Source organism: Acinetobacter sp. 161(2023) (assembly GCF_037027805.1).
Taxonomy (GTDB): Bacteria; Pseudomonadota; Gammaproteobacteria; order Pseudomonadales; family Moraxellaceae; genus Acinetobacter.
Window position 1 is genome coordinate 1 of the sequence record NZ_JAZEYD010000016.1, and the last position, 18,896, is coordinate 18,896.

The 18,896-nt window shown below is 39.0% G+C and carries 19 protein-coding genes and 1 pseudogene; 11 read left to right on the top strand and 9 right to left on the bottom strand.

The window, feature by feature from the left end:
• Position 1 precedes the first annotated feature (1 nt).
• The gene (locus WA249_RS15335; RefSeq protein WP_336169928.1) at positions 2-544 is read left to right on the top strand and encodes a GNAT family N-acetyltransferase; all 543 of its coding nucleotides are present in this window, start codon (positions 2-4) and stop codon (positions 542-544) included.
• A gap of 302 nt (positions 545-846) precedes the next feature.
• Positions 847-1,845, top strand: coding sequence for a cysteine synthase A (gene cysK / locus WA249_RS15340; RefSeq protein WP_336169930.1), 999 nt, complete (start codon positions 847-849; stop codon positions 1,843-1,845).
• Positions 1,846-1,895: 50 nt separating this feature from the next.
• Here the strand turns inward: cysK and WA249_RS15345 are convergent, their stop codons facing one another.
• The 4 genes from WA249_RS15345 to WA249_RS15360 all read right to left on the bottom strand — a co-directional run bounded on the left by WA249_RS15345 (position 1,896) and on the right by WA249_RS15360 (position 4,092).
• Positions 1,896-2,504: a lytic transglycosylase domain-containing protein gene (locus WA249_RS15345; protein ID WP_336169932.1), complete on the bottom strand. Its 609-nt coding sequence runs from the start codon at positions 2,502-2,504 to the stop codon at positions 1,896-1,898.
• A gap of 279 nt (positions 2,505-2,783) precedes the next feature.
• Positions 2,784-3,017 carry a DUF2798 domain-containing protein gene (locus WA249_RS15350; protein ID WP_336169934.1) on the bottom strand — a complete coding sequence of 78 codons (234 nt, stop codon included), beginning with the start codon at positions 3,015-3,017 and terminating at the stop codon, positions 2,784-2,786.
• A 4-nt stretch (positions 3,018-3,021) separates the two neighbouring features.
• Complete coding sequence (locus tag WA249_RS15355) at positions 3,022-3,588, bottom strand: flavodoxin family protein (RefSeq protein WP_336169936.1); 567 nt, start codon at positions 3,586-3,588, stop codon at positions 3,022-3,024.
• Positions 3,589-3,606: 18 nt separating this feature from the next.
• Positions 3,607-4,092 carry a DUF2938 domain-containing protein gene (locus WA249_RS15360; protein WP_336169937.1) on the bottom strand — a complete coding sequence of 162 codons (486 nt, stop codon included), beginning with the start codon at positions 4,090-4,092 and terminating at the stop codon, positions 3,607-3,609.
• A gap of 81 nt (positions 4,093-4,173) precedes the next feature.
• Between WA249_RS15360 and WA249_RS15365 the strand changes: the two genes are divergently transcribed.
• The 4 genes from WA249_RS15365 to WA249_RS15380 all read left to right on the top strand — a co-directional run bounded on the left by WA249_RS15365 (position 4,174) and on the right by WA249_RS15380 (position 9,393).
• Positions 4,174-4,578 carry a helix-turn-helix domain-containing protein gene (locus WA249_RS15365; protein WP_336169939.1) on the top strand — a complete coding sequence of 135 codons (405 nt, stop codon included), beginning with the start codon at positions 4,174-4,176 and terminating at the stop codon, positions 4,576-4,578.
• 146 nt (positions 4,579-4,724) lie between these two features.
• Positions 4,725-5,984, top strand: coding sequence for an esterase-like activity of phytase family protein (locus WA249_RS15370; RefSeq protein ID WP_336169942.1), 1,260 nt, complete (start codon positions 4,725-4,727; stop codon positions 5,982-5,984).
• A 212-nt stretch (positions 5,985-6,196) separates the two neighbouring features.
• On the top strand, positions 6,197-8,578 hold the full coding sequence (locus tag WA249_RS15375) for a YgiQ family radical SAM protein (protein ID WP_336169944.1): 2,382 nt from the start codon (positions 6,197-6,199) through the stop codon (positions 8,576-8,578).
• Positions 8,579-8,892: 314 nt separating this feature from the next.
• A complete protein-coding gene (locus tag WA249_RS15380; protein ID WP_092709699.1) occupies positions 8,893-9,393 on the top strand; it encodes a DUF2726 domain-containing protein in 501 nt (166 codons plus the stop codon).
• 147 nt (positions 9,394-9,540) lie between these two features.
• On the opposite strand, the gene WA249_RS15385 is transcribed toward WA249_RS15380, so the two are convergent.
• Positions 9,541-9,894 (bottom strand): RidA family protein, encoded by a 354-nt coding sequence (locus WA249_RS15385; RefSeq protein WP_013199158.1) that lies wholly within the window; start codon positions 9,892-9,894, stop codon positions 9,541-9,543.
• Between the two features lie 225 nt (positions 9,895-10,119).
• Between WA249_RS15385 and WA249_RS15390 the strand changes: the two are divergent.
• Positions 10,120-10,206 (top strand): annotated as a pseudogene (locus tag WA249_RS15390) (hypothetical protein).
• A gap of 4 nt (positions 10,207-10,210) precedes the next feature.
• Here WA249_RS15390 and dinB read toward each other — a convergent pair.
• From dinB to WA249_RS15410, 4 genes are all read right to left on the bottom strand, one after another.
• Positions 10,211-11,266 carry a DNA polymerase IV gene (gene dinB, locus WA249_RS15395; protein WP_336169949.1) on the bottom strand — a complete coding sequence of 352 codons (1,056 nt, stop codon included), beginning with the start codon at positions 11,264-11,266 and terminating at the stop codon, positions 10,211-10,213.
• A 1-nt stretch (position 11,267) separates the two neighbouring features.
• Complete coding sequence (locus WA249_RS15400) at positions 11,268-12,026, bottom strand: glycoside hydrolase family 25 protein (protein WP_336169951.1); 759 nt, start codon at positions 12,024-12,026, stop codon at positions 11,268-11,270.
• Between the two features lie 77 nt (positions 12,027-12,103).
• Entirely contained in the window at positions 12,104-13,495 is a 1,392-nt protein-coding gene (gene mdtD, locus WA249_RS15405; protein ID WP_336169953.1) for a multidrug transporter subunit MdtD, read from the bottom strand.
• Between the two features lie 170 nt (positions 13,496-13,665).
• Positions 13,666-14,289, bottom strand: a complete 624-nt coding sequence (locus WA249_RS15410) for a TIGR00730 family Rossman fold protein (RefSeq protein ID WP_336169955.1) — start codon at positions 14,287-14,289, stop codon at positions 13,666-13,668.
• A gap of 326 nt (positions 14,290-14,615) precedes the next feature.
• Here WA249_RS15410 and WA249_RS15415 point away from each other — a divergent pair, with 326 nt between their 5' ends.
• From WA249_RS15415 to niaP, 4 genes are all read left to right on the top strand, one after another.
• Positions 14,616-16,208 (top strand): TerC family protein, encoded by a 1,593-nt coding sequence (locus WA249_RS15415; protein ID WP_336169958.1) that lies wholly within the window; start codon positions 14,616-14,618, stop codon positions 16,206-16,208.
• 72 nt (positions 16,209-16,280) lie between these two features.
• A complete protein-coding gene (locus tag WA249_RS15420) occupies positions 16,281-16,748 on the top strand; it encodes a YchJ family protein (RefSeq protein WP_336169960.1) in 468 nt (155 codons plus the stop codon).
• Between the two features lie 45 nt (positions 16,749-16,793).
• Entirely contained in the window at positions 16,794-17,438 is a 645-nt protein-coding gene (locus WA249_RS15425; RefSeq protein ID WP_336169962.1) for a trimeric intracellular cation channel family protein, read from the top strand.
• A gap of 79 nt (positions 17,439-17,517) precedes the next feature.
• The gene (gene niaP, locus WA249_RS15430; protein WP_336169964.1) at positions 17,518-18,837 is read left to right on the top strand and encodes a niacin transporter NiaP; all 1,320 of its coding nucleotides are present in this window, start codon (positions 17,518-17,520) and stop codon (positions 18,835-18,837) included.
• The last annotated feature ends 59 nt before the right edge of the window (positions 18,838-18,896 follow it).

An 18,896-nucleotide genomic window follows, 5' to 3' on the forward strand; every position in this document is an offset into this window, starting at 1 on the left:
TATGCAGTTTAAAATCATCGCAGCCCAAGACCTAAATGAGCAACAGCGACAACAGATTGCTGATCTATGTTTTTCTGCTTTTGATGAAGATCCTTGGAGTCAATATACCTTCATGCAAAAAGCTGTTCATATCGTGGGTATATCGGATGATCAAATTGTGTCACATGCTTTATGGACCGACAGAACTTTCACCATAAATGGTAGTCTCAATGTAAAAACTGCTTATGTAGAGTATGTCACTACTGATTATACGATGAGGGGTAAGGGGCTTGCATCGCAATTATTGAGACATTTAGTTGATGTATTAACTAATTTAGAATATGGGCTTGCCGCATTACAACCAGAAGATGAAGCATTTTATAGAAAATTAGGTTGGACTTCATGGTGGGGAGATTTATATATCAAACAAGATACTTCTACTTATGTGACCAATGACTATGAAATTATGCTATATCCTTTGAGTGTTCACATGAAAAATCTACTCTCACATCGTTCAGAAGAGAATACTATTTGCGCAGAATGGCGAGAGGGTGAGGTTTGGTAAAACTGACTATATAAAATCTTGAACAAACATTAGCTTCAGTGTTTGACCCGAAGATTAGTGTAGTCTTAATAATGTGAAATATTCGTCAGAAGTCCTATTATTTCTAATGTAGTATGTGAATAGGAAAATAAATTAATAAGTCTAATAATTTGATTTTTAAATAGTTATTTATTAAAAATAAATCTATGACAAGACAGGAAGTTAATTTGAGAATTTAGGCATTACTTGGCTTTTCTGCTTTCCTGTTTATTAGAGAAGCTTATAATGATTCAGAATCATTCCAAATTTAATAAGGATATAACATGTCTACCGACCAGCAATTTCCAACACCCAATAATTTAGGGATCGCAGTTTATTCAAATAATGCAGAAGCAATTGGTAATACACCTTTGGTGCGTATCAATCGTTTGATTAAAACTGATGCAACTGTATTAGCAAAAGTAGAAAGTCGGAATCCTGCATTTTCTGTGAAATGTCGTATTGGCGCAGCACTTATTGCTGATGCAGAAAAGCGTGGTGTGTTAAAAGAAGGCATGCATATTATTGAACCAACCAGTGGTAACACGGGGATTGCATTAGCTTTTGTTGCAGCGGCTAAGGGTTATCCGATTACTTTAACTATGCCTGCAAGTATGAGTCTTGAGCGTAGAAAAGTATTAAAAGCACTCGGTGCCAATTTAGTTTTAACTGAACCTGCGAAAGGGATGAAAGGTGCAGTTGATGAAGCTATACGATTAGCAGCTGAACAGCCAGATGTTTATTTCTTGCCACAACAATTTGAAAACTCAGCGAATCCACAAATCCATGTGGATACAACTGGCCCTGAAATCTGGCAAGCAACAGATGGACAAGTCGATATTTTGGTTGCGGGTGTAGGTACTGGCGGCACAATTACCGGTATTTCTCGTTATTTCGAACAAGTTCAAAATAAACCTTTGTATTCTGTAGCTGTTGAACCTGCTGAGTCTCCAATTATTACTCAAACTAGAAATGGAGAGAACATTACACCTGCACCACATAAAATTCAGGGAATTGGTGCGAACTTTATTCCAAAGAATCTTGATTTGGATCTTGTAGATGAAGTTTTGCCAGTGACTAGCGAAGAAGCAATTCAGTGGGCAAGAAACTGTGCAACGCAGGAAGGTATTCTAGTAGGTATTTCAAGTGGAGCTGCATTGGCAGCCGCTGCAAAAATTGCAGAGCGCCCTGAGAATGCTGGTAAAACCATTGTTGTTATTCTGCCAGACAGTGGGGAACGTTATTTATCTTCTGTGTTATTTGAAGGTTTATTTGACGAATAAAATTAATCATATGAAAAAGCCCATCTATTGATGGGCGTTTTTAAGCTTATTTATAGGGCACTTTTTAAATTTTTTTGATGATGTTTAATAGATCGAGCATATTTTTTAGCTTTGTGCCGGGTCCAGAAGCTTCGTTCATAGCCTGTTGGCCCAACATTATAATAGGCCGTTGCTTTGAACCAACTATCCGCGGATTGATAATAATGATTTAAAATATAAGCCCCACATTGGATATTTGTAGATTCATCATACAAATTACCAGCACAAGTTTGCTGCCAATAGCTTGGAATAATTTGAGTTAAACCAACGGCTCCAGTAGGAGAGCGGGCATTACTATTATAGTTAGACTCTTGTCTGATGACTGCCGCCAGTAAAAGTGGGGGAACATTATATTTGTCAGCACTTTGAATAATAATCGGAGATAACCGATTCGCTGTGCTTTGTGGAACAGAGTAAGCTTTTTGTAGACCTGATGAGAGCTTATTTGAACGCCATGAAAATGAACCACTATTCGGGCCTAGGCTTGTACACCCAGCCATTATTGTCATTAAAGTAATTACGAAAAATTTGAGACCCAAAATGTGTATTTGAGTCGGTTTAAAATAATTGTGAGATAAAGATGAGGTAAGCAAAATACAAAACCGATAATCAAATTTCAAATGAAATCATGGTATTCAGCCATACTCATCGGATCAATATTAGTTCTGTTGCTCAGCACAAGCAAATAGTGAGAATTTTGTATAATTAAAATGAAAGAACCCCGACATCCTGTCGAGGTTCTTTCGTATTCAGCTTATGTAGCTAACTCCTGTCAACTACCGCTTCCTGCGTTCTTATTCTTCTTCAATGAGACATCCTGTCTCTCTATGCTTCATATATTATGAAAAAATACTAAAGTTGGATATTCGTTAATGACTGCAAGTTTTGTACGTTTTAACTTACAGGCGTACTTTTTCAAGCTTCTTAAATACGATGTCGACTAGTTTTTGTGCTACGCGAGCACAAATCAATACACTTGGAAAAGCTAACAGCCATGCAATAATCCAAGCCGATACCCACAATGAAAGGAAATGATGATTTAGTCCCACTACTTTAAAAGTTGAAATACCTGAAATTATAAAAGACATCATTCCAGATAAAATTAAGAGAAATAAAAGCTTCTGTGCTTTCATAGTCTCATATTCCTTGAAAAGCATTTAAGGTCAATGCAAAATTTTCTCCAAATTGTTGAGCAGTTTTAATATCTCCTTCATCAAATCTATCGGCATTACTGCCATGTTCAGCCTGAGCCATTAAGCCTGACCATGAGCCTAGACGATTGGCTGCTTGAATATAAGGAATGCCTTGGTGCTGTTCAGGCATGATCGGGTTGCCGACCCATAACATGCCGTGTTGCATACAAAAGGTAAAAAGTGAAATTAGTGTCGATTGTTTATCACCTGCGGGAAGGGAAGATACGGTAAAGCCAGCCGCCAGTTTTCCTTTAAATTTCTGTTTTTTCCATAATGGGCCCGTCGCATCCATGAGTTGTTTTAACTTGGAAGATACACCCCCTAAATAAGTAGGAGATCCCCAAATTAAGCCGTCATATTGAATTAGTGTTTCTGGGTTTTCGACAAGATGTTCCACACTGAGCAAATCTACTTTAATATCTTTATGGCTCAAGATACCAGTTTGAATTTGCTGAGCAATAAATTGGGTGTGGCCTTGGCGGCTATGGTAAATAATGGCAACAGTTTTCATGAGCAGTTTCCTCTTTATTTAAATTTGAAATAGCTTTGCAGTGAGATATAGGCCATAACCAAAAACACTATGGTTCATCAAACTTTTTAGGCAGTTCAAAAAAGGATGAGGGGTTTTTGAAGAAGCAAAACCACTACCCATGGCAGGTTGCATAGTAAAAAAAGGAATGAGAACTGTGACTACTCCAAACAGTAGTGCTGAATAAAACTGAGGAGGGCTAAGCCAAGTTGAACCAACAATTAAAAGAAAGCTAAATGAAAAGATTAGTCCGACACTATAGTGAGCAATCCAACCCAGTAAATACTCATGCTTAATTTGAGGGCTTTGAGCTATAGATTGATGGATGATTTTCCCTTTAAATATCCAGCTGACCCAGCGTCCGAGAAAGGCGAAATTTAAGGTCGGAATTTTGAATATCTTTAATATTAACAGCCAGATATCCATAATAATTGTTGCGCCAATACCAAGGCATAAAGCCTGAAAGAACAATGTGGAGAGATTCATTTTGAAACCTTGCTTTTATAAGTCTGAAACGTGATAAATTTATTGTGCAAGTTCAAGTTCACTTGAAGTCAAGAGGTTGTTATGGATATTGGTGAAGTTGCTAAAAGAGCAAAAGTCACAACGGCTACGCTACGCTTTTATGAAGAGAAAGGATTAATTAAATCGATAGGGCGGCAAGGTTTACGTCGGCAATATGGGAAACAAGTGCTTGATCAATTGGCACTCATTGCTTTAGGTCGTGCCGCAGGTTTTTCTTTAAATGAAATCGCAACAATGTTTGGACAAGATGGTAAGCCTGATCTTAATCGTCAGAAATTAAAAGATAAAGCTGAACAACTAGAACAAATGGCAAAGCGATTACATTTTATTAGTCAAGGATTAGAGCATGCTGCTGTATGTCCTGCTGACAATCATATGGAATGTCCAACCTTTCAGAATTTTTTGAAAGCAGCCATTGCTGGAGAATATGAGCCAACGAAAATTTAATTCTTTTTGAAGAAGTTATTTGGTTTGTGTTTGTATTGAACAGTTGGGCTTGTCATATTTTCGCCATAAAGATTTCATCTACTTGAAGTAAAAACTTCATATAAGCTTGATTAAATTTGCTTAATTTTTACCAATTGTATAAAACCATGAGCAAAAAAACATTAGTGGCATTATTATGCTGTGCCAGTTTAGGATTGACGGCATGTAACGATGATAATAATCAAGAACAAACATCACCAACTGAAAATGTTACCGAACCAACCTTAATTTCTTTTGCTAAGTTACCTGTAGAAACTTATGCAGCTGGTCCAGACTCTGGCGCATATGTGAAAGGTGCAAATGGAATTTATCCTCCGTTTAAAGGTCAGCCTGTACAAGGTTTTTCTGCTGCATTAAAAAATGAAGATGGCAGCTATATGGCAATGGCTGATAATGGTTTTGGGACTCAAGATAATTCAGCAGATTTTTTACTTCGTATTTATAAACTAAAGCCTGATTTCAAAACTAAAGCTAAAGGCACGGGTCAAGTAACTGTGCAAAGCTTTATCCAGCTGCGTGATCCAAATAAGTTAATTCCTTTTAATATCGTGAATGGTGATACAACTGATCGATTATTAACGGGTGCTGATTTTGATCCAGAATCTATGCAACGTACTAATGACGGGACTTACTGGATTGGGGACGAGTTTGGACCTTATTTACTTCATTTTTCAGCAGATGGTGTGTTGCTAGATGCACCGATTGCTCTGCCAAATCCGTTAAATCCGACTCAAGAATTACGTTCACCACAAAATCAGTTTAATAAAGCGAGAATTAATTTTGTAGAGCCTCTGGTTCAGCAAAGTGGTGGTTTTGAAGGAATGGCAATTTCACCAGATGGGCAGTATCTTTACCCTCTTATAGAAAAGCCAATTAAATCAATTCGAGAAACGGAACGACAATTATTGATTTCTCAATTTGATGTGAAGAAAAAGGCGTATACAGGAAAATATTATTGGTTCCAATTAGACAGTAAAGCAACCAATATTGGTGACTTCCAACTCTTTAATGATAAAGAAGGAATCATTATTGAACGTGATGCGACTCAGAATAATTTAGGCGGCTATAAAAAATTAATCCGTATTAAATTAAATGAGTCAGGTCAGCTCGTAAGCCGTGAGGATTTAGTCGATTTAATTAAAATTGCTAACCCAAATTTGTTATATGGTACAGCTAGAACAGGGGATATTGGTACGGGACAGGTTTTTGCTTTTCCATTTGAAACTATTGAAGATGTGATTATTGAAAATGGCACAACTCTCACTGTTCTAAATGACAATAACTTCCCAGGCTCTTCAGGGCGTAATGCAAAACTGGCTGACGACAATGAGATTATTCAGATTCGTTTGCCAAAAGCTTTGTTCTAAGCTTTATAGATAAAAATTAAAAATGCGGCGGATTTTATTCCGCCGCATTTATTCGAAGAATAAAATATTGAATAAAGTTTAATCAAATTAATTTCTACATTCTTGTTTTAGCATGTTTTATAAACAGGGAAAATGAATGGAATTCATGTTAAAATGATCGGCTTTCATCTTTAGATGTCTCTCCTCCATCTGCTAGCCGAGATTCGCAAGCCATGTCTACTGCCTACACCATGCAGACTGCGCCCAAAGCGCTGTTTGATTACGACAAATATTGGGCGTCGTGTTTTGAACCCGCACCATTTTTGCCGATGTCACGAGAAGAAATGGATCTGCTTGGCTGGGATGCGTGTGACTTTATTTTAGTCTGTGGTGATGCTTATATTGATCATCCATCGTTTGTATCTGGCGTGATTGGGCGTGTGCTTGAAGCACAAGGTTTTCGTGTCGGAATTATTGCCCAGCCAGACTGGACCAATGTTGAAAGCTTCCGCGTTCTAGGTAAGCCAACGATTGCTTGGGGTGTGACAGCAGGTAATATGGATTCGATGATTAACCGTTATACGGCAGATCGTAAAATCCGTTCTGATGATGCTTATTCTCCAAATAATGAACCAAATAAACGTCCTGATCGTGCTGCGACTGTATATTGCCAACGTTGTCGTGAAGCCTTCCCAGATGTACCTGTGTTATTGGGTGGTATTGAAGGTAGTTTACGTCGTATCGCGCATTACGATTATTGGTCAGACAAAGTCCGTCGTTCGATTTTGATGGATTCAAAAGCCGATTTGCTAATGTATGGTAATGGTGAGCGTGCCATTATTGATGTGATGCATCGTTTGGCTAAAGGTGAAAAAATCCACGAAATTACAGATGTTCGTGGTACAGCATTTATTATTAATAAACATAACAAAGCATCAAAAGCAAAGTTTGTTGAAGTTGCAAGTAATGATGTAGATAGCATTGGGCGTGTTGATCCAATTATTAACCCATATGTTATGACTGAAGATATTGATGGCTGTGAGGTTGAAAAAGAAAAAGGTAACTCATTAGCTCAGTATCAAGATTTCCAGAAAGAGATTGTTGCAAACCCGATTGTGCGTGAAGGCGACAAACTAGATGACGACACTCAAATCGTTCAATTAAAACCGGCACCGTCAAAAGCAATTAAACACAAGTTGCCTCCACGCGAGTTGGCGGTCATTCGTTTACCTTCTTTTGAAGAAGTGTCAAATGATCACGTGCTTTACGCGCATGCAAACCGTATTTTGCACCTTGAAACTAATCCGGGTAATGCACGTGCATTGGTTCAACGCCATGGTGAGCGTGATGTTTGGATCAATCCACCTCCAATTCCTCTAACCACTGAGGAAATGGACTATGTGTTTGATTTACCATATGTACGATTACCGCATCCTACGTATGGTGATGCACGATTCCCTGCATTTGATATGATCAAATTCTCAGTCAACATTATGCGCGGCTGTTTTGGTGGTTGTACGTTCTGTTCGATTACAGAACATGAAGGTCGTATTATTCAAAACCGTTCTGAAGAATCAATTTTGCGTGAGATTGAGAAAATTCGTGATACGGCACCAAACTTCACCGGAATTATCTCCGACTTAGGCGGTCCAACAGCAAACATGTATCGTTTGCACTGTAAAGACCCTGAAATTGAAAAGAACTGCCGTAAACCTTCGTGTGTATATCCGGGCGTTTGTCAAAACTTGCATACCGATCATGCACCTTTAGTGCAGCTTTATCGTAAAGCACGTGCAATTAAAGGGGTGAAGAAGATTCTGATTGGTTCGGGTTTGCGTTATGACCTTGCAGTACTGAACCCTGAATATGTGAAAGAGTTGGTACAACATCACGTTGGTGGTTATTTAAAAATTGCGCCAGAACATACCGAAAATGGCCCTTTATCTAAGATGATGAAGCCGGGTATTGGTACCTATGATCGCTTCAAGCAAATGTTTGACCGCTTTAGTAAAGAAGCAGGAAAAGAACAATACCTAATTCCTTACTTTATTGCAGCACATCCGGGTACTTCAGATTATGACATGATGCATCTTGCAATTTGGTTGAAAAAGAATGGTTTCCGTGCCGATCAGGTACAGACGTTCTATCCATCGCCAATGGCAACCGCAACGACCATGTACTATTCGGGTAAAAACCCGCTTGCTAAAGTAGCTCGCTACACTGAAAAAGTTGATATTGTAAAAGGTGACAAGCGTCGTCGTTTGCATAAAGCATTCTTACGTTACCATGATCCAAACAACTGGCCATTACTTCGTGAGGCTTTAAAAGAAATGGGCCGTGCCGATTTAATTGGTAATTCAAAGCAGCATTTGATTCCGACCTATCAGCCACAAGGTACTGCGGAAGGTGAATATAAGTCAGCACGTAAGAAGAACTCGTCTGTAGCGGGAGATTCAGCAAAACGTGGTCAAGGACAATCTCACTCGGCAGCAGGGCAAAAACGTCCACAAAAAGGACAGGTTCTAACCCAGCATACAGGTTTGCCTCCTCGTGAAACAGGTGAGAAAAGACCGTTTGGTGGTAAAAGTAAACCAAAATCAAAAGCTCGTGGATAATGATAAAAAAGGCTCTTAAACAGAGCCTTTTTTGTTTTTAATGTGTCTATTTAAATCGCATAGTGAGATTTTTGCAGATTTAAAGTACAAAAAACGTAACGAAAAATGATAAATACCATAAATCTGACGAGCTGCACTTGATTGTTGTTGACTCTATGATTATAAATAATGTGAGGGTGGCTAAATTTAAGCCAAGCTTGATAACTACAAGTGAAATTACTAAGTGAACCTTTTAAAGAACGGCTGTGTCGTTATCAATTAAAACAAAGTGTGATCTAGCAAAATCATTATAAAAAACTTAAAGGATTAAGCCCATGTATTATCTAATTACGATCTTATTATTATTTTTGGCTGTTGTGATGGCAGTGAAAAGTCTTTCACGAAGGCATCAACATGATAGTGCCTTGAAGCGCCGTGCAGTCTTAACGAGTCATGAGCAAATAACATTAACCAGACTACAAACAGTTTTGCCTAAATTTACGGTATTGGCACATGTATCCTTTGATGCACTATTAACTACAAAATATGCGCATACACGTCGAAAATATCAAAATATGGCAGCTGATTTTGTTGTACTTGATCAAAATTATCAGGTTGTTGTAGTTGTTGTTCTTGGCGAAAATGGTTTACGCCGAGCGCATCAACAATATGAACGTCGTCTGTTGCAACTCGCTGGTTATCGTGTACTGCATTACAGTGAGGTGCCTGATTATCATGATCTGAGAAGAGACTTGTTGACTCCAGAAACAGAAATGGCAACTTTACATGCAACGCCGCAACTCGAAAGAATGTCGAATGCTTTTGTGAAGTCTTAAAAATTAGAGACTATAGCCATTGATTGGAGAACTCTTTAAAGAAGATCTAGATAACATGATGACATTAAAAATTTTAAATCCACTAAAAAATTGAGCAATATAATTAGAGATATTGCTCAATTTAATGTCGTTTTATATTTATAAAAATTATGGAAGTACGGCAACAACCGTCATTTCTACAAGTACGTCCGGTGCATAAAGTTTAGACTCTACACAAGTACGCGCTGGTGGATGTCCTTCACTAATCCATGCATCCCAAACAGCATTCATTGCTGCATAATCTTTGTCGATATCTTTTAGAAAAATCATGACAGAAAGAATGTGGGTTTTATCTGTTCCGGCTTCTGCCAATAGGCGGTCAATATTATCTAAAGTTTGCTGAGTCTGCGATGTAACATCTACGCTGGTATCATCTGCGAGTTGCCCAGCTAAGTGTACTAAATTACCTGAAATCGCAACTTCGCAGTAGCGTGAAGTCACGTGTAAACGCTTTACCGTCATAAAAATGCTCTAGAGTGGCTTTATTTAATAGTTTTGATTTTATGAAGAGTTGCTATGCGTGTGCAAGCAAGTAGAAAAGAATTTCAGTAGATTATTGTGATGAGGAAATCAGATCAACCATGTATTGGAAGGGCCCTGTAATATTCGGATTTGGTCGTCACGCCAATCACAGGACGATATGCCGCAAGTAAAGGTTGCTTTTGGCATGGTGCAAATACATGGATAATGAATATGCGCTGATTAGGTTACTCTAAACTTGAAGTAAAAGGGAATAGCTTTTGTTCAAAAGTTGCTCTTTTGAGTGAAAATTAGACAATCACCAAAGGTTAAGTTGGAAGTCATCTGCTTGAGTTTGTAATTGATAAACTCCTATACCAATTAAGCGAAACTGGAAATGTTCAGGAATCTGCATTTCATTTAATAATAAAAATAAAACTTGGATTAAGTCTTGTAGCGACTGGATAGGTCTCTTAAAGCTTTTACTATGTTGTAAAGTCTGAAAATTTTTGAGTTTAAGCTTAATATTCACACCACGCGCATTGAGCTGTTTTTTCTCTAAGCTTTGCCATACTTTTTCGGCTAATCCCTGCCAGTAGGGCTGACATTGAACTAAAGTAAAATCACTATCGAAAGTGGTCTCTTTCGAAATTTGTTGACGTGCTCTTTCAGCTTGAACAGGCCTATGATCAATTCCTTGTGCATATAGGTAGAGCTGTTGTCCATATTTACCAAAGTGGTGAACTAAAACAGCCTCTTCAATTTTCTGTAAATCACCCAAAGTATGTAATTGAAGCTGCTGTAATTTCTCCTGAGTGACTTTACCGACGCCAGGAATCTTTTTAAGTGGAAGGTCTTGAATGAAATTGGCAACCTGCGAAGGTTTGATTACACATAAACCATTAGGTTTGTTCCAGTCCGAAGCAATTTTTGCCAAAAATTTATTAGGGGCTACACCTGCTGATGCAGTCAGTCCAGTTAACCTAAAAATATCTTCCCGAATGTGCATGGCAACTTCTGTTGCGCTTGTAATTTGTTTTAAGTTTTCAGTGACATCTAAATAAGCTTCATCTAAAGATAAAGGTTCAATAAGCAGAGTATATTGCTGAAAGATCGAGTGAATTTGAGCGGAGACTGTACGATATTTTTCAAAATTTGGCTCAATAATAACGACTTGAGGACATAGTTTTCTTGCCTGAGTCATCGACATGGCTGAACGTAAACCAAATTCGCGGGCAGGATAAGATGCAGCAGCAATCACAGCTCGCGGATGATGAGATGAAATAACAACGGGTAAATGCCTCAATTCAGGGTGTTCCCGTAGCTCGACTGATGCATAAAAGGCATCCATATCGATATGAATGATTTTGCGCATATTATTGTGCTTTCACGATGCCTTGCTGCTGTAAGAATTGGTGCCACTCTTTGACTGAACCATCATAAACATTTAAGTCTACTGTCTTTACCATCCCTTCAATTTTACCCTGATTACTATGCTGCCAGAAGAGCCATTTTCTCTTGTCTTTAAGTTCAGGTTTTCCTTCGTAATCTCTGACCCAAAGTGGTGTATTAGGAAAACTACCTATTAACACAATGTGGTAAAAAGTTTTAGAAATATAAAAGATCGGCTGTTTGCCATAATGCTCTTTTAGGCGATCATGCATGATGCCTATTTCTTTAAGTAATTGTTCTTTGGTATGCGAATTAATACAGTTACCGTCATATTCCAGATCAATGACAGGTGGAAGCGCATCTGATTTTTTAGGCACAGTCGCAATAAAGTTATCTGCTTGCGTTTTACCATCACGACATAGACGATAAAAGTGATAAGCCCCTACATGAAGCCCATGTTCGCGAGCTTTGAGCCAGTTTTCTTGAAATTTTGAATCTTTGTAATCGCCGCCTTCAGTTGCTTTTAAATAGACGAATTGAAACTTTTCTGGCGATATTTTTTTCCAGTCAATATCACCTTGATGATGAGAAACATCGAACCCTTGAACTGGATAATCTTGTGCAACGGCTTTTTGCTGATAGAACAGACCAAAATAAGCCAGAACTCCCATAACACATGCTAAGCCAATTCCGATAAAGGTATTGTACCGTGCTGTGAAAAAGGTTTTAGCCAGTTTGGTCATGCAAAACTCATTAAAGATTTGAAGCCGACATCATAACGTGATTCAAGAGAGAGAAACCACGCTAAAAATGCAACGGCTTATACGGGGGTATTTTTTGGAATTTGCCAGAAAATAAGAGCCGCAATTACATTGATACAGCCGAGACAAATTAAAGTGACATGGAATGCAGTGGTCACATGGTCAGCTCCATAATAGTCAGTAAAGATATTAATGAGTGTACCTGCCAGTGCCACGCCAATACTCATTGATAGCATCATGATCATCGATAAAAAGCTATTGCCGCTACTCGCATCTTGTTGAGGCAGATCTTTTAAGGTGAGTGTATTCATACCTACAAATTGCAGTGAGTTTAATGTGCCAAATAAGAAAAAGTGCAAGGCTCTAAACCAAGTTGGAGTGTCGACTGTCATGATGGCAAAAGAGGCAATACATAGCCCGACTAACGTGGTATTGATGAGTAAAAAACGTCGGTAGCCAATTTTTTGAATAATAGGTCTGACGATTGGCTTTGAAAATAATGAACCTAAGACCAAAGGAATCATCATTAAACCGGCTATGAAAGGTTCAAAGCCAAAAGCGACTTGTAGCATGAGCGGTAAAACAAAAGGTAAAGCATTACCACCGAAGCGAGCAAAGAAATTACCTAAAATACCAATCGCATAAATTTTATTTCTAAAGAGTCGACTACGGAACAACGCATTTTGATGAGTATGTGAGTGATAGGCATACCAAAGTGTTGCGATTATGCCGACTATTAATAGTGAAATGCTGAACCATTTTGAATATTCAGGCGAGGCCAGATGTTCGATACCCAAAGACCATCCAATCATGGCCACCACTAATAAGATGAAGCCGCCTAAATCAAATGTTTTGACCGAAGGTTCTTTTAAATTAGGCATCACTTTTAATGTCATTAAGATGCCTAAGATACCCATGGGAATATTAATCAGGAAAATCCAGTGCCAAGTTGCAACTTCAACTAACCAGCCTCCTAAAGTTGGACCAGCCAAAGGCCCGAGTAAACCTGCAAGACTCATTAAGCTCATTGCAGCTAAGAACTGAGTGCGTGGAATAATCTTTAAAAGTGATAGTCTGCCAACAGGAAGTAATAATGCTCCGCCTACGCCTTGGATGACTCGGAAAAATAAGAGTTCATTAAGGCTCTGAGAAAGACCACAACCCAAAGAAGCTAGAGTAAAAATAACGATTGCCGATAAGAAAATATTTCTAACACCAAAGCGGTCTGCTAACCATCCACTTAAAGGAATGCAGGCGGCTACTGATAAAACATAGGCCACCACTACGCTATGCATGCGTAGAGGGTCTTCATTTAGATGGTGAGCCATTGCAGGAATAGCTGTATTTACAATTGTTGTGTCCAAAGCCTGCATAAAAAAGCCAATGGAAACCAAAAGTACGAGTAAGCGATATTCAGGTTGCAAGGCTTGGTGAGTCGGCGTGGCATTCATAACATTTGAAAGTTAACGTTTTGGTCTAGTGTAAAACAAATTGAAAGTAAAAAAGTAAGACAATGTTGATTACCCCTTTAATAAATCTAAGTGCTTTTGAAGGTAGCGGTGAAAATAGTTAAAACAAAAAAAGCGGCAGAACCGCTTTTTTAGGGAGAGTAGGTGGGTAACTAAACAACAAATCTTTTCGGCATTTTTAAATTTTTAATGACGTTATAAATTTGATCGACATCATCACATACAATTAATTTAGCTCGGTGCTGAAGGGGAAGGAAACCTTCTTGAACAGCATGGTCTAGCTGGGCAATCAATGCATTATAAAAGCCATTTACGTTATACAAAATCATGGGTTTTTGGTGTTGGTTAAGTTGGCCCCAAGTAGCTATTTCCAATATTTCTTCGAATGTTCCTAAACCGCCGGGTAATGCAACAAATGCACTTGCACGTTCTGCCATCATGGCCTTGCGCTCGTGCATGGTTTCTACGACATGTAATTCGGTCAAGCCTGCATGCGCTACTTCATAATCGAGCATAAATTCAGGAATGACACCTATAGCCTCTCCGCCGTTTGCGAGAACGCTTTCAGCAACTTGTCCCATTAAACCAATACTGGCACCACCATAGACTAAACCGAAACCTTGGTCAGCAATTCCATGAGCGAGTTCAATTGCCTTTTCTCGGTAGATTGGTTTATTTCCTGCACGTGAACCACAATATAATGCAATAAGAGGTTGTTTTGTTTTTACAGCCGTTATTGGTGAATCATTTACTGCCATTGTTAATACGCTATTCATTGCTTTATTTTTACCTTATCACGTTCATATTTCTTGTCTACACTAAGCAAAAGATATGACAACTTTATAAGCAGATTTATAGGAAAGACTTATGTTTTGTATGGGTTTGGTGAATGCCCAGCATGAACAAATAAAAATGATGAATTTATGTTAAATCTTGCCTATACTAAAAATTCGTTTAACAACATATGAACAAATATGGGTAGTGGTTGTAGTCGCTCCGTTTTAATTTCTTGTCTTAAAAAAACATTTTCCCTCCTTTGTATGGGCATGCCTGTTGTGTTGCCAAATAAAGATAAAATCCAATCAGCACAGGAGCAGGATCGATGATCTTTGAATGGATGTCTGATCCCTCTGCTTGGGTGGGTTTAGCAACTTTAATCGTTCTTGAAATTGTATTGGGGATCGATAACCTCGTTTTCATTGCTATTTTGGCTGAAAAACTGCCGCCAGAGCAGCGAGCTAAAGCGCGTATAGTGGGTCTGGTACTTGCCTTAGGAATGCGGCTAATACTTTTAGCTTCGATTGCTTGGGTTGTGACACTGACTGAACCACTCTTCCATATTCTTAATCACCCATTCTCTGGTCGTGATTTGATCTTGCTGTTCGGTGGTGTGTTCTTGCTCTTTAAAGGCACCATGGAATTGCATGAGCGCATGGAAGGTAACCAACTTCATAAAGAAGATAATCCTGTTCATGCTGCGTTCTGGATGGTTATTGTCCAGATTGTTGTGCTTGACGCCGTGTTCTCGCTAGATAGTGTGATTACAGCTGTAGGTATGGTGAAAGAGCTGTCAATCATGATGGTTGCGGTGGTAATTGCTGTCGGAATCATGTTGTGGGCATCAAGACCACTCATGGACTTTGTGAATAAGCATCCAACGGTAGTTATTCTGTGTCTTGGTTTCTTGATGATGATTGGTTTCTCTTTGGTGGTGGAAGGTTTTGGTTTCCATATTCCGAAGGGTTACTTATATGCTGCAATTGGCTTCTCGGTTTTGGTGGAAATTATCAATCAGAGCATGCGCCGCAATCAGGAAAAACTGGTTACAACCACAGACTTGCGTTATCGCACTGCCTCTGCCGTTTTACGTATGTTAGGAAGTAAAAGCAGTGGTTCTAGCTCAGATACGCAATCTTCTGATAAAGAAGATGTATTGGCTACACAAGCTTTTGCAGATGAAGTCTTTGACGAAGAAAATGGCGCTTATCACAGTGTGCTTGTACAAGGTGTTCTTAGTTTATCAGAGCGTCCTGTAAAGTCTGTTATGACGCCACGACCTGAACTTGAATGGATTGATTTAGACGACGAACCGGAAGTTTTAAAAGAACGGTTAATGTCAATGACACACTCTCGTTTGATTGTTGCACGTGGTGAGCTTGATAATATTGAAGGTATTGCACTTACTCATAAAGTTCTAAATGGCTTTATTGAAACAGGTGTGGTCGATTTCCAAAAACATTTACGTGAACCTGTTATTGTGCATGAAAATGCTCAAGTACTTATGGTGATGGAGCAATTACGTCAAGCACCTTTACAAATGGCAATCGTTTTAAATGAATACGGTTCAATTGAAGGTATTGCAACGCCAATCGATATTTTAGAAGCCATTGCGGGTGAATTCCCTGATGAAGATGAGTTAGATGCAGCCGCTGAGAGTTTGGCAGATGGTTCATTAATACTTGAAGGTTCAACGGACATTCGCCACGTATCTCTTTTATTAGGCCGTGATTTGGTTGATGAAAGCGAACAATATTCAACTTTGTCAGGTTATTTGTTATTCCATTTAGGCCGTTTACCAGAAAATGGTGAAGCTGTTGAAGCAGATGGTTATCGCTTTGAAGTGATTACAATGGAAGGTCATAAAATCGAGAAAGTTCATATTGTTTCTATCGAACAAGATGAATCAAAAGATTAAATGACATTTTAAGTCTAGAAACGTCATAAAATAGCTCAACTCTGAGCTATTTTTTTATTTGAGAAACACAGAATGACTCAACACACTTGTCCATGTGGAAACGGCAACTATGCACAATGTTGTGAGCCTTTACATTTAGGCACAGCAAAAGCCCTGAAAGCAGAGCAGCTGATGCGTTCGCGTTATAGTGCTTTTGCATTACAGCAAATTGATTATATTGTCCAAACAACCGCTTTAGGTCAGCAAAATGCACTTGATAAAGATGCCATTGCAGACTGGAGTAAACAAAATCAATGGTTGGGTTTAGAAGTCGTTAACGTTAAAGAAAAACTAGATAAAACCCATGCACAAGTTGAATTCAAGGCACATTATCATGATGGTCAAAAAGCCCAAGTTCACCATGAAGTTTCACATTTTGTATATCATCAACAACAATGGTTTTTTCTTGATCCCACGGTAGATATGCATGTCACTATGAAACAACCTTGTATATGTGGCTCAGGAAAAAAATTTAAACAATGCTGTGCACAATTCATATAACTTTACCTTAAAATACGCGCACCGTTTGGCCTGAGGGAAAGGGCGATGTTACTCACCGTTATTTATATTATTGCGATTACTGCCGAAGCCATGACAGGCGCATTGTCTGCTGGGCGACGGAGTATGGACTGGTTCGGTGTCGTACTGATTGCCTGTGTGACTGCTTTAGGTGGTGGGTCTGTACGCGATGTATTACTCGGCCATTATCCTTTAACTTGGGTAAAACATCCTGAATATTTGGTTCTGACGTGTTGTGCTGCATTTGTCACAATCATTATTGCCAAATGGATGCGTCACTTACATAACATCTTTTTGGTGCTCGATGCCTTAGGTCTAATCGGCTTTACTATTATTGGTTGTCAGATTGCCTTGCAAATGGGGCATGGTTTTGTCGTATCGGCAGTAGCAGGGGTGTTAACTGGAGTTTCTGGCGGTATTTTACGTGACATTTTATGTAACGATGTCCCGTTCGTTTTCCGTCGTGAACTTTATGCGAGTATTGCTTTTGTAGCAGTCATTTGCTACTGGGTATGCTTAGATTTGGGATTCAGTTTAGAGTTAACTGTTATTTCAACCTTAATTTTCGGTTTTACTCTGCGTCTGATTGCGATCTATTTCGGCTTAGAAATGCCTAAGTTTATTTATAAAGATGACGATGCAGAATCAGCTTCATCAACCGATGAACATTAATTATGCAGAATGCGATGTGAGCATGCTATAACAATTAAATATTGTATTGCTCACTTATTCTTTCCAGTAGAGTTTTCTTATGGATCTGGTTTCACGTATACAAAATCTTCCGATTGGCAAATTCCACTACACATTATTGTGGGTGGTTGGGTTAGGTTGGATGTTTGATGCGATGGACACCGGCATCATTGCTTTTATCATGACAACGCTTGTTAAAGACTGGGCATTAACACCAGCCGAAAGCGGTTGGATTGTGAGTATTGGCTTTGTAGGAATGGCTATTGGAGCAGTTTGCTCGGGGGCTTTAGCAGATCGGTTTGGTCGAAAGACAATATTTGCCACGACCATGGCAATTTATAGTATCGCGACTGCCTTATGTGCTTTTGCTCCAGATTTAAAATGGTTATTGATTTTTCGTTTTATTGTTGGCCTTGGACTTGGCGGGCAATTACCTGTTGCAGTGACATTGGTGAGTGAATATATACCCTCACATGTACGTGGTCGTTTTATTGTATTACTTGAAAGTTTTTGGGGTTTAGGCTGGTTAGTTGCTGCGTTAATTTCTTATTTTATTATTCCTAAATTTGGTTGGCATATTGCATTCCTGATGGGTGGCCTACCACTGATTTATATTTTGGTCATTTGGAAAAAACTCCCCGAGTCGATACCGTACTTGATTAACCGTGGTCATATCGAAGAAGCGCATGCATTAGTTCAAAAACTAGAAGCTCAGGCAGGTGTCCAAATCGTTCATCACATTGAAGTGGTACCTGTAGCCATACAACAAAAAGTCTCTTTTAAACAACTTTGGAGTGGGCCTTTTGCACGCCGTAGTTTAATGCTGTGGCTCATCTGGTTTGGGATTGTATATTCCTACTACGGTATTTTCACGTGGTTGCCAAGTTTATTGGTGAAACAGGGCTATGACATCGTTAAGTCTTTTGAATATGTTTTGCTGATGATTTTGGCACAGCTACCAGGTTACTTAGCAGCGGCATGGTTTGTAGAACGATTGGGTAGAAAAATTACACTCGCTTCATTTATCGGGTTTTGTGCACTGTCTGCATATTTCTTTGGACAAGCCGACAGCGTAAACAGCATTATGTTTTGGGGCTGCCTCATGTCGTTCTTCAATTTAGGGGCATGGGGAGTTTTATACACCTATACGCCAGAACAATATCCAGCCAATATTCGGGCTTTTGGCTCGGGCTGGGCATCGGCAATGGGACGGTTAGGTGGAATTTTGGCGCCAATCGTTGTTACCCATATGATGGTTGCAAAGCACGGGTTTAGTCATGTTTTCATGATGTTTACAGTTGTTTTGCTTTTGGTTGCTGCTGTAATTTTAATATTAGGTGAAGAAACCCAAGGAAAAAGACTAGAGTCAATAGGCCTCTAGTTTTGCCTAACTTTATAGCAAGTAACTAAAAATATAGAGAGATGAGACATAATTTGACG